The organism is Paenibacillus sp. FSL F4-0097, from assembly GCF_038593125.1.
GTDB classification, from domain to species: domain Bacteria; phylum Bacillota; class Bacilli; order Paenibacillales; family Paenibacillaceae; genus Paenibacillus_AQ; species Paenibacillus_AQ odorifer.
On the sequence record NZ_CP151965.1, the window covers coordinates 5,165,671 to 5,178,253 of the forward strand.

The window sequence follows — 12,583 nt, forward strand, 5'->3', positions numbered from 1 at the left end:
TTTTCGGATACGAGCTGAAACCTTATACCTTAATCATTATTCACTAGATGCTCCCATATAAATCCTGATGGTTGAGCCCTGTTCTACTCTGGCCCCAGCCTTAGGAGCTTGATTGATGACCGTATTTCCTGTGCCTGAACGTGCAAGATTAAAATTCATATTTAAATCCTCATAGATATCCTGCACCGTTGCTCCGGTAAGATCAGGTACGGTCACTATCGGAGTTTCGCCATACTTATAAGTTTTGGGAAGCTGATCACTGCGCTCCGGAACCTTCATATAGTGCAGTGAGTCTTCCAAAATATTTTGCACGATTGGAGCTGCAACCACACCCCCAAATTGAATCCCTTTCGGATTATCCACGGCAGTGTACACAACGATCTGAGGATCATCCGCTGGCGCAAAGCCAATAAAAGAAACAATGTGCTCTGTTGGAGAATAACGTCCATTTACAACCTTCTGTGCAGTACCCGTCTTGCCACCTACACGATAGCCGTCAATAAAAGCCGGCCGTCCTGTGCCTTTGGCAACCACGCTCTCAAGTGCTGCCCGCACCTTCTTGGATGTTTCCTCCGAAATGACCTGCCGCACAAGCTCTGGCTTCACCTCTGATACAGTCTCTCCAGTAACCGGGTTAACCCATGCTTTTGTTACATGCGGTTTATAGAGATTACCGCCGTTGATAGCCGCGGATACCGCAGCAATCTGCTGAATAGGCGTAACCGAAACCCCTTGGCCGAAGGCTGTAGTCGAAAGCTCTACCGGACCTACTTGACTGAGCTTGAACAGAATGCCATTAGCTTCCCCATTCAGATCAATTCCCGTTTTGCTGCCAAAACCAAAATCACGAATATATTTGAAAAGTGATTCTTTTCCCAGCCGTTGCCCTAAGGCGACAAACCCAGGGTTACAGGAGTTCTCAACTACCTGTAAAAAGGTTTGACTACCGTGGCCGCCCTTTTTCCAGCAGCGCAGCTTTGCGCCCGCTACCTCGATAAAACCCGGATCATAGAAATGATCGTTCTGAAGATCTACTTTACCTTCCTGCAGCGCAGCAGCCAGAGTAATGATTTTGAACGTTGAACCAGGTTCATAGGTCATCCAGATAGGCAGATTCCGGTTGTAAATCTGCGCATCATATTCCTTGTATGATGCTGGTTCATACCCCGGTCTGCTAGCCATGGCTAGTATCTCACCATTCTTCGGATTCATAGCTATAGCCCAAGCACCCTGCGCCTGATATTTTACCATAGCCTGATCCAGCTCACGTTCCATAATGGACTGGATCTGTTTATCAATCGTCAGCTCCAGATTAAGTCCGTCTTGAGGGGCAGAATATTTCTCAGATGAGCCAGGCATAAGTCTTCCGCCTGCATCAGACAAATAAGAAATATTGCCGGCTATGCCTTTGAGCAGATTGTCATATATACTCTCTACTCCTGTAATACCCTGGTTATCTATACCTGTGAAGCCTAAAATATGCGCGGCTAAATCGCCGTAAGGGTAATATCTTTTGCTATCCTCAGCGACAACGATGCCCGGCAGCTGCAAATCACGGATGCTCGCGGCAAGATCCATCGTAATTTTGCGGCCGCCGGGCTGAAGTTTCACCGACATTTCTTTTTTGGACAGCAATGTCATCAGCTTCTCCTCAGTCATCCCAAGCAGTGGAGCTAATTGCTGTGCTGTCTTTTGCTTCTCTTTTACCTGCACCGGTACTGCATACACTGTAGGTGTGGTGATATTAGAAACGAGCGGCACACCTTCACGATCCATAATTTCACCACGTTTAGCGGTAAAAGGAATATTGCGGCGCAAGGAATCTTCTACCTTCGCAGTCAATTCCTCGCCTTGAGATAATTGCACATACGCAAGACGCACGACCAGCGAACCGAATAACACTGCCAGTCCCAGCAATGTCCACAGCATTCTCCGCCGTGTTACGACTTTGGAAACCTTCATTCCGTTCTCCCCCACTTTCAACAATAGACATGAGCTCTTATCTTCATGACTATTCGGGACAAACAGGGGTTAGAACAAGCTATGTTCCGCTCTCGGAATCTGTCCCCTCATCAGCAGGCGGGGCCACGGGAATATCTTCGCCATAATCATTTAATGGCTTCATTTTCAAAGTGACCAAGGTCTTGCCATTTTGCGTTCCTACAATCTGTTCTGAGACGTAACCTTCTCCGTCTACCGCAATCTCTACTTTTAGTAGAGTTAGAATTTCAAGTGCATCACGCAGGGATTCCCCTTTTAAATCTGGAATGGTAGGCTGAGCCCCCTGCGGACTTAATAAATAGATCCGTTGCCCTGTAGCAAGCTTCGTACCTGCCTCAGGATATTGACTCTCTACAGCAGATCCTTCTCCGACCACTACATAATCGAAGCCTTGATCCAAAAGTGCTTCTCTTGCTTCCTTCATCGTCTTGTCTGTTAGATCTGGTGTAGTCCGAAGTGCGACTGTTTCAGTCTTAGCCGGCTTTTTGCTGCTGCTATCACTAGCCTCAGACGCCAGCTTAGGTACTCCCATGTATTGCAGAGACTGGGATACAATCTCTTTAAATACTGGAGCAGCTGCCTTACCGCCGCCAACCTCAACGTTCGGTTCATCAATAATGACAATAACAGCGATCTTTGGATCATCAACAGGAGCATAACCAATAAAGGAGACAAGTACTTTGGATTTCACATAATCCTTACCTTCAACCTTGATAGCCGTTCCTGTCTTTCCTGCCACGCGATAGCCGTCAATATAAGCGTTGCGGCCTGTTCCTTTTACTTGGTCAGCAACAACCTGCTCCAAATATTCACCCGTTTTCTTGGCGCTTTCCTCATCAATCACCTGACGCACTACACTAGGCTGAGTAACCTTTGTCTCACCAGTGTTAGGGTTTGTGACCTCCTTAACTACATACGGAGTCATCAACTTCCCCCCATTAGCGATAGCAGATACGGCAACTAGCTGTTGAAGTGGGGTTACTAGCACTTTACCGTGTCCATATGCGAGTGTCGCAATTTCTATAGGACGTCCAAGGTTAGGGTTAACGACCCCGCTTACTTCTCCTGGCAGATCGATTCCCGTTTTCTCATTGAAGCCAAAATCATTGATATACTGTAATAGCTTGTCCTGTCCGAGCATTTCATATAGCTTAACGAATAGAACGTTACTAGAACGTTTCACACCTTCAAGAAAACTGATTTGCCCCCATCCAGCATGATTAATATCATGCAGTGCCTTACTATATCCCTTTATCCGGATGGACCCGGACAAAAATGTCGCAACAGGATCAAAAAGCTTCTCTTCTACTGCGGCGGCAAGCGTTACAATTTTGAAAGTGGAACCAGGCTCGTATTTAGATTTAATAGCATGATTATAGAATCCCGCCCCATCGGCCCCGGTCTTCCAAAATTCATTTGGATTATAGGTAGGCATATTGGCTAATCCCAAAATCTCCATCGTGTTCGGATCAGCAGCAATGACACTCATACTTTTTGGCTTATATTGCGCATACGCCTTTTGCATGGCCTCTTCTATATAATGCTGGATCGTACTATCGATTGTAAGCTTGAAATTACTTCCATTTACTACTGGCTTATAGGTATCTTGTGAATCCGGCAATTTTACCCCTTGACCGTCACTTTGATAAAGCAGCTTGCCATCGGCACCCTTAAGCTCCGTATCAAAGTATTTTTCCAGTCCCATGATAGCATTGCCGTCCCTATCTGTATAACCTAAGATATGTGCAGCTAATTCATCTTTTGGATAATATCGTTTCTGCTCTCTAACAAGCCCAATACCGGTCTCTTGAATTTTATGTTCTTTACCTAGGGCTACATAAAATTCTTTCACCTTATCGGCAAGCTCCTGATCAATCTTCCAGCCTTCATTACGTATTTCACGGTTCTTGAGGTAAGCACCCGTCTCTTCGTCCTTGGCTTCAACCAGCTTACGCAGCTCATCCTCTGGTTTGCCGAGCAATTCGTGTAATCCTGTAATGACCTCTTCCCCGATGCCTTGTTGTTGAATCACTTCAGGATTCACCACCACGGTATAAGCAGGGACATCGCTAGCAAGCACACTCCCGTTACGGTCAGAAATCGTACCTCGCTCCGCTTTGATAGTTGAGGTATGAGCCCAAAGTGTGGCGGCCTTTTCCTGCCATTCCTCACCTTGCATAACTTGAATCCAGAACACTCTAACGATCAAAACAAGAAAAAAGAGGGTAATACACCCTCCTATAAACAGCGTGCGAAGTTTTATTCTTTTCAGCATAAGCGAACCTCACAACTTTTTTTATTGCGATCTTGCCAATCGCTCACTAATTATCACCTGGAGTCGTTGCCGAGCTTGCCGGAATATAGATTGTTGCATTCTCATCCGGAGACACATAACCAAGATCCCGTGCTTTTTGGGCGACTTTCTGCTCTAGATTCTGCTTTTCCATCTGATACGTAGAAATCTGCTTCTTGGCTGTTGCAATATCCTGATCTAATTTCTGAGCCTGCAAGTTCAAATCATAAATTTGGACGTAACGTGAAATCAGGGTGATCGCCACCAGAACGCATACTCCTAGCGTCAGCATATACAAAAGTTTCTCTTGCAGCGGAAGTACTCTTCGTCTGGTAACTACTTTTGTCTTCTCGCGGTAAAGGGGGTTTACCTCTTCTTTTCTTTTGGGCTGAACTGCTAAATTGCCGCGGGTATAGGCCATCTCTGACTCTCCTTTATCGTCAATTACAATTTTTCTGCAATGCGCAGCTTAGCTGAGCGGGCTCGGGTATTAAGCTCAAGCTCTTCTTCAGAAGGCACAAGCGGTTTACGATTGATTAACTTAAGCGTGCCTTTCGCGCCGCATACGCAAAACGGAAAGTCAGGCGGGCATGTACATCTGCTTAAATAGCTGCTAAAAATTTGCTTGCAAATTCGGTCTTCGAGCGAATGAAAGGTGATGACGGATACTCTGCCTCCTGGTGCAAGGCAACGTACTGCACTATGTAGCCCTTCTTCAAAAGCACCCAATTCGTCATTCACAGCAATCCTTAATCCTTGAAAGCTACGTTTAGCGGGATGCCCTCCTGTTCTTCGAGCAGCTGCCGGGATACCTTCCTTGATCAGTTCTGCTAATTCTCCTGTTGTCTCAATAGGAGCTTCTTCTCTTCTGTCAACAATTTTTCTAGCGATTCTCCGCGAGAATTTCTCTTCTCCATATTGGAAAAGAACACGGGCAATCTCCTGCTCGGACCATGTATTCACAATTTCAGCAGCCGTCAAAAGTGCTGACTGATCCATGCGCATGTCCAGCGGAGCATCATGATTGTAACTAAAGCCTCGTTCCCCTTCGTCAAACTGGGGAGAGGATACGCCAAGATCAAAGAGCACTCCATCTACTTGGGGAATACCATCTGTTTGTGGCACAAAGGGCACATCCTTAAGTACACTCTCCAGATCACGGAAGTTAGTCTTAATAGTCACAACCTTGTCTCCGTATTCCGCTAATCTTTCTTTTGCGTTCTCCAAAGCCCAATCATCTTGATCCAAACAGATTAAACGGCCTTCGCCGCTAAGCTTGGAAGCGATAAGTGAGCTGTGTCCCGCTCCACCGAGAGTGCAATCTACATAGATTCCGTCTTTTTTGATGTGCAGCCCTTCTGTCGCTTCTTCCTTAAGCACCGTGATGTGGTGAAACAAGCTGCATCCCTCCAGGACAGTATTCGTTATTGTGTTTTATAGATCAAAATTGAAATCCACCAATTTCTCAGCGATTTCGTTGAACGATTCCTCGGACTGTTCGAAGTACTGTTCCCAAAGCTCTTTGTTCCAGATTTCCACCCGGTTCGAAACGCCCAGAATGACACAGTCTTTGTCCAGTTTGGCATACTGCCGTAAATTAGCCGGCAGATTTACCCTTCCCTGCTTATCCCAAACACATTCAGTTGCACCTGAGAAAAAAAAGCGGCTAAATGCGCGGGCATCTGATTTCATCAGCGAAAGGCTTTTAAGCTTTTGTTCCATGATTGCCCATTCTTCCATGGGATAAACAAACAGGCAGGAGTCTAGGCCGCGGGTCGTCACGAAGGAGGTTCCGAGCAATTCACGGAGTTTAGCCGGAATAATGATTCGGCCTTTGTCGTCAATGCTGTGTTGATACTCTCCCATGAACATCCTTTTTCCCACCCCTAATCCCCGAATCCCCACTTTACCCCACTTTTCACCACTTAAGCATAATAGATTCGCCATTAAAAATCAAAAACCTTTTTCTGGCCAAGGAAATTTTTCCTAAATCAGATAGCTCGTTTCCCGAAAAACATTTCTCCACAGAAAAAAGCCATACAATCGGAATCTTGTCCGTTGCATGGCTTTGTTAAAAAAGTTGCTTCAGTTCAAGGTACACTGGTTAATACACTTTATTGTTATGCGTTCAGTTATTAATCGTTCAAATTCCAGCTGTCCAAATAATCCACTTGCGCCGGAGTCAGGCTATCGATGTTAATGCCCAGACTTTCCAGCTTATAGCGTGCTACTTGCTCATCCAGCTCATAAGGAACATTTTCAACTTTTACGCCAATGCTCTTATAATTATCATTTACATATTTCAGCGACAGCGCCTGGAGCGCAAAGGTTGTATCCATAATTTCAGCAGGGTGACCATCAGCAGCACCCAGATTTACAAGTCTGCCTTCGGCAAGCAGATATAATTTACGTCCGTCACGAAGCTGGTACTCTTCGATATTTTTGCGAACGGTACGTTGGGATACGGATCTTTCCGACAGCTCAGGCTTATTCACTTCAACGTCGAAATGGCCCGCGTTGCACATGATTGCGCCATCCTTCATCACATCATAATGTTCACCGCGAATTACATAACGGTTACCAGTTACTGTAACGAAGAAATCACCAACCTTAGCTGCTTCCAGCATTGGCATTACTTCAAAACCGTCCATATGTGCTTCAACGGCTTTAATCGCATCAACTTCTGTGACAACCACTTTTGCTCCAAGTCCTTTGGCGCGCATGGCAACACCTTTACCACACCAGCCGTAACCGACAACAACTACTGTTTTACCCGCTACGATAAGGTTGGTTGTGCGAATAATTCCATCCCATGCCGATTGTCCAGTGCCATAACGGTTATCAAATAAATATTTGCAGTAGGCATCATTAACCGCGACCATTGGGAACTTCAATACGCCTTGCTTTTGCAGAGCTTTTAGACGAATAATTCCGGTAGTTGTTTCTTCAGCACCCCCGCGAATATTCTCCATCAGATCAGGACGCTCCGAATGCAGTAATGTAGCAAAATCCCCACCGTCATCAATAATCAAGTCCGGTTTGCTCTCCAGTGCTTTGATATTAAGAGCTTTAAATTCTTCAGGAGACGGGTTGTATTTAGCAAATACTGTGATTCCATCCTCCACAAGCGCTGCACATACATCATCCTGTGTAGAAAGTGGATTCGAACCTGTAATGGTTACATCTGCACCACCAGCTTTGACAACCTTCGCCAAATACGCGGTTTTAGCTTCCAAATGCAATGTGATCGATACTTTCAGACCTTTAAATGGCTGTTCTGCTTCAAACTGCTCACGAATACGGTTTAGTACCGGCATATGCTGGCGAACCCAGTCGATTTTCAAATGCCCTTCCGGTGCGAGTGACATATCAGCCACGATACTATTTTGTTTAGATGAACTCATTATGAAACCTCCTAAAAGTTTGTGAGCGTTACTACATACTTCGTACAAAACTTGCTTCGTAAGCATACGCTTTGTTTTGTGAGCGTTACTACATTGATCTACTTCGTACAAAACTCACTTCGTAAGCATAAGATTAGTTTTGTGGAAAGCAATACTTCCATTACATATAAATGATGCGATGTGTTCCACTGTAATCCGGTTCAACCGTCATTAGCTCATCCAGCCAAGCAAGCCCGTACCGGTTCAAGTAATACATGATATTGTACACTCTTTCCTGCAGTTTACCCAGTGGCATTAATGACAGCTCGATTCGCTCCCATTGCCGGATTGCAGCTTCGTTCTGTTTTGCCATTGCATCTTGGGCTTTCGCCTGTAAAAAAGTAATCTGATCTAGAATCTTCTCTTTATTGTTATTCCCCAGCTTAAGCAGACCGGCCTGAACCGTTCCAAGCTGCTCAATCAGCGGTTCGTACATGGCGGCAAATGAGGTTTTGGTTTCTTCAAAACGGCGTTCAATCCCGAGCTCATCCTGTGCGCCCAGCCATTCATGTCTTTTATGATCCAGTCCTTGTCTTACATCCTCAAAGCTAAGTTGATATTTGTCCATATGCTTGTGCAGCGTACCTTCTACGACAGTAAAAGACATTCTAGGGATAATTAACGGCATTTCTCCCCCAATGGTCTCAAACGCACGGTGCGGAATGGCCCAGTAAGCAATCTCACCTTGACCCAGCACCGTTGCCAGAACAGGCAGCACATAATCCTGCATAAGTGGACGTGTCAGCACATTGTTGCTAAAGCGTTCCGGATGTGCCTGCACCTCCTCAAGTAATTCATCACGGGTAAAGGATACCTGACCCTTGCGATCCGTAAAGATTCCGTCCTTCTTGTGAAGCAGAAGCCGTGTACCTTCATGAATATAAAAGAGGTTGGCATTGCCAGCTGTAACATCAGCCTGAAGCTCATATCCAGCGCCCACAATATCAGAAGCAGAATTCATATACGCTGTTTCCAGTGCATCATTCTGCATAATTAGCGAAGTGAAAAATGGCTGTTCTAACTTACGTAAGTTGGGATCAGCAGAATCAAGCAGAATCAGACCAAATTTACCAAATAATGAACCCATCAGCTTGGCAAATGCATCCGTCATACTATCAGCTCTAAAAGAAGAAGTGCGAATGAATTCCATGATCTGCGGCTTAAAGTCGCTTTCCTGAAGCAGACCGTCTAACTGTTCTACTACCTGCTGCCAGCTTTCCTCTTCTACACGAATATCACTTACTGAGGAGCGTTTCTCTTCTGACTTTTCTATCTTAATCTTAGTAATCTCCTGCGTACGATTCAGTACATACGTATGATTCACTTCATCCCAGTCATGATCTTCACCTGCAATCCAGAATAAAGGAACTACAGGTCGGCCGAGTTGTTCAGCTGCTTCTTTTGCCGCCATAATGGTAGTTGCAGCTTTATATACCACTAACAGGGGTCCAGTAAATAGTCCGCTTTGCTGCCCACCTGTCACCACTAATGTCCCCGGCTGCTCTAAGAGCGCCAGCGAAGCCATCACCGCATCATGCGAATTATGCTTTTCATTATATTGTCGTAGACACCCAGCAATCTGAGTCCGGTCGGCACGAAGGCTTTCTCTGCTATCTAGCCAATCGGCCCGTCTACTTCTACTTTCTTTATTGCGGAAATCCCCACCGTACAAATGACTAACCTTTTCAAAATGATCTATATAGTCGCGCGAGAGTGCAGATCCACCCTTGAGCGGTTCCGTTACAATATTCATTTGCTAGTGCCTCCAGTTCTACTAAGCAGTTATATGTAAATCCAAGTTGATAAAAACTCTCTATGATTGTATCCAAAGTCAGGAGCCGCGTCAAAGCAAAACATGTCTTGATATCAGCAACACAGGTACAGCCAACTGTTCAATTATACTATAAAATCATTAAATAATATCCTAAATACATACAAGAGGCGAGAGCATAATGCTCCCGCCTTTGAAAACCTAAGTATAAATTATGCGAATTTTTTGCTGACAAAGTGGCCTTTAGATACTTCTACTAATTCAAAGTCACTGTCATTGGTCTCATCGTTAGCAGAATAAATAGGGCTGCCAAGCTCATCATGCAAGTGAATACGTTTTTTGTTGACTTCAATTTCCGGGTCCGGAACTGGAATAGCCGACAATAGGGATTTAGTATAAGGGTGGATAGGATTTGCATATAGCTCTTCACTTTCCGCCAACTCAACCATTTTACCCAAGTACATAACTGCTACGCGATCACTGATATGTTTAACCATGGACAGATCATGCGCGATGAAAAGATAAGTCAATCCCAGACGATCTTGCAATTCTTTAAGCAAGTTAACGACCTGAGCTTGAATGGATACGTCAAGTGCGGAAATCGGCTCATCACAAACGATGAACTTAGGATTAACTGCTAACGAACGGGCAATCCCGATACGTTGACGTTGTCCACCGGAGAATTCATGCGGATAACGGGTTGCATGGTCATGATTAAGACCAACCATATCCAGCAGTTCTTCAATCCGTTTCTTACGTTCTGCACGGCTGCCAGCCATTCCGTGAATGTCCAGTGCCTCGCCGATGATATCAGAAACCGTAAACCGCGGGTTAAGCGATGCGTACGGATCTTGGAAAATCATTTGCATGTCACGGCGCATAGCCTTCATTTGATTTCCAGGTAATTTATAAATGTCTGTACCATTATATTTCACACTTCCAGCAGTTGGCTCATACAAGCGAAGAATCGTACGTCCAGCAGTAGTCTTACCACAACCGGACTCACCTACCATCCCAAGTGTCTCGCCCTCACGGATCGTGAAGTTAATATTATCAACAGCCTTAAGAACCTTACCTTTACCTACATTAAAATATTTCTTAAGACCTTCTACCTCTATTAGGTTCTTACTCAAGAGTACTGCACCTCCTTGGCCATCGAATGCAGATTCCAGCAACGCGCCATATGCGTTTCGCTGAATTCTGTGGCGCCGGGATCGATTTGTTCGCACACATGCATCGCTTCATTGCAACGAGCAGTGAACGGACAGCCGATCGGCGGCTTGATCAGATCTGGCGGTGTGCCGATGATCGGAATAAGCGGCTCGCCTTTCTTTTGGTCCAGACGCGGCATTGAGCGCAGCAGACCTTTGGTGTATGGATGTTGTGGATTTTTAAAGATTTCCCATCTTGTTCCGGTCTCCACAACCTCACCTGCATACATTACAATCACCCGATCACACATGCCAGCAACTACGCCGAGATCATGTGTAATCAGAACAATGGAGGTACCTAGTTTTTGCTGCATCTCTCTCATAACTTCCATGATCTGCGCCTGAATGGTTACATCTAGAGCCGTTGTAGGCTCATCCGCTATCAGCAAAGCCGGACGGCAAGCTAACGCGATTGCGATCATTACACGCTGGCGCATACCGCCTGAGAATTCGTGGGGATATTGGTTAAAGCGAGCCTCCGCATTTTTGATGCCTACTAATTTCAACATCTCCATACCTTGCTTTTTCGCTTCGGCCGCTGACATTTTCTGATGTTTAATCAAAACTTCAGTGATCTGTTTGCCCACTTTGATGGTTGGGTTCAGAGAAGTCATCGGGTCTTGAAAAATCATGCCAATATCTTTACCGCGAATAGATTCCATTTCTTTCATGCTTTTGTCTAGCAGATTCTGTCCTTGAAAAATAATTTCTCCCTTTTTCACTTTAGAAGGTGGAGAAGGGATCAAACGCATAATCGATTGAGCAGTTACACTCTTACCGCTGCCGGACTCGCCGACGATGGCAACCGTTTCGCCTTTGCCAATTTCAAAATTCATACCACGGACAGCTTGTACTTCTCCGCCCTTAACAAAAAAGGAAATATGCAAATCTTTGACTTGTAAAATAGGTTCCATCCATATTCCTCCTATTTCTTCAGCTTAGGATCAAGCGCGTCACGAAGACCATCACCGAAAATGTTGAAAGAAAGCATTGTTAAGCTGATTAGGATCGCAGGGAACAAGAAGCGCCATGGATAATACAGCCAGCCGGTGAGTGAGTCATTGATCATCGATCCAAGTGAAGCAACAGGAGCTTGTACACCAAGACCCAAGAAGCTTAGGAAGGCCTCAGCAAAGATAGCATTTGGTACAGACAGTGTAATGGTTACGATAATCGGACCAACCGCGTTCGGCAGAAGGTGCTTGAACAACAGTCTCGCAGAACCAGCACCCATGGAACGGGACGCCAATACGAATTCGCGATTCTTGAGCTGCATAATTTCTCCACGCACAATCCACGACATCGTAATCCAGCCTGTAATGGTTAGAGCTAGGATGATTGTTCCAAGACTTGGCTCAAGAACGACCAAGAGCAAGATTACAACCAGCAAATATGGAATAGAATACAAAATTTCAGAGAATTTATTCATAATATTATCTACACGGCCGCCGAAGAAGCCCATAATGCCTCCGTAGATAACACCGATGAACAAGTCGATGGCTGCCGCAGCAAGACCAACGATCAAGGAGATCCGTGCACCGTACCAAGTACGGACAAAGATATCACGACCAAGATCATCCGTTCCAAACCAGTGATCGGAGGAAGGGGGCTTGTTGGTGCTCATCAAATCATTAGAATAATAGTTATATTTCGAGATAAAAGGTGCAAAAATCGCTGCAAGTACAATCAAACCCAGGATACCGAGCGCAGTCATCGCCATTTTATTTTGACGCAACCGTTGCCAAGAGTCTTTCCAAGCAGAGAGACTCTCACGCTGGATAACTTCGGCTTCTTTTTCATCCACACCGACTTTTTGAAAATCTTCCGGTTTTAGATTTAGCAAGTTATTTTCAGTAGCCACTCT

The 12,583-nt window shown here is 45.2% G+C and carries 10 protein-coding genes; all 10 read right to left on the reverse strand.

What is annotated here, in order from left to right; translation table 11 throughout:
• Positions 1-36 precede the first annotated feature (36 nt).
• The gene (locus tag MHH86_RS23230) at positions 37-1,962 is read right to left on the reverse strand and encodes a stage V sporulation protein D (protein ID WP_036683661.1); all 1,926 of its coding nucleotides are present in this window, start codon (positions 1,960-1,962) and stop codon (positions 37-39) included.
• Positions 1,963-2,041: 79 nt separating this feature from the next.
• Positions 2,042-4,276 carry a penicillin-binding transpeptidase domain-containing protein gene (locus MHH86_RS23235; RefSeq protein WP_076316807.1) on the reverse strand — a complete coding sequence of 745 codons (2,235 nt, stop codon included), beginning with the start codon at positions 4,274-4,276 and terminating at the stop codon, positions 2,042-2,044.
• Between the two features lie 46 nt (positions 4,277-4,322).
• Positions 4,323-4,715, reverse strand: coding sequence for a septum formation initiator family protein (locus MHH86_RS23240; protein ID WP_036683668.1), 393 nt, complete (start codon positions 4,713-4,715; stop codon positions 4,323-4,325).
• Positions 4,716-4,738: 23 nt separating this feature from the next.
• Complete coding sequence (rsmH, locus tag MHH86_RS23245) at positions 4,739-5,692, reverse strand: 16S rRNA (cytosine(1402)-N(4))-methyltransferase RsmH (protein WP_036683671.1); 954 nt, start codon at positions 5,690-5,692, stop codon at positions 4,739-4,741.
• A 36-nt stretch (positions 5,693-5,728) separates the two neighbouring features.
• Positions 5,729-6,166, reverse strand: a complete 438-nt coding sequence (mraZ, locus tag MHH86_RS23250) for a division/cell wall cluster transcriptional repressor MraZ (protein ID WP_036683674.1) — start codon at positions 6,164-6,166, stop codon at positions 5,729-5,731.
• Positions 6,167-6,429: 263 nt separating this feature from the next.
• The gene (locus MHH86_RS23255) at positions 6,430-7,701 is read right to left on the reverse strand and encodes an adenosylhomocysteinase (RefSeq protein ID WP_170914265.1); all 1,272 of its coding nucleotides are present in this window, start codon (positions 7,699-7,701) and stop codon (positions 6,430-6,432) included.
• A gap of 157 nt (positions 7,702-7,858) precedes the next feature.
• A complete protein-coding gene (bshC, locus tag MHH86_RS23260) occupies positions 7,859-9,490 on the reverse strand; it encodes a bacillithiol biosynthesis cysteine-adding enzyme BshC (protein WP_076316808.1) in 1,632 nt (543 codons plus the stop codon).
• A 230-nt stretch (positions 9,491-9,720) separates the two neighbouring features.
• On the reverse strand, positions 9,721-10,641 hold the full coding sequence (locus MHH86_RS23265; protein WP_076316809.1) for an ATP-binding cassette domain-containing protein: 921 nt from the start codon (positions 10,639-10,641) through the stop codon (positions 9,721-9,723).
• Positions 10,638-11,633: an ABC transporter ATP-binding protein gene (locus tag MHH86_RS23270; RefSeq protein WP_076316810.1), complete on the reverse strand. Its 996-nt coding sequence runs from the start codon at positions 11,631-11,633 to the stop codon at positions 10,638-10,640. Before MHH86_RS23270 ends, MHH86_RS23265 begins: the two co-directional genes overlap by 4 nt.
• Positions 11,634-11,644: 11 nt before the next feature.
• A complete protein-coding gene (locus tag MHH86_RS23275) occupies positions 11,645-12,580 on the reverse strand; it encodes an ABC transporter permease (protein WP_036683689.1) in 936 nt (311 codons plus the stop codon).
• Positions 12,581-12,583: the final 3 nt, after the last annotated feature.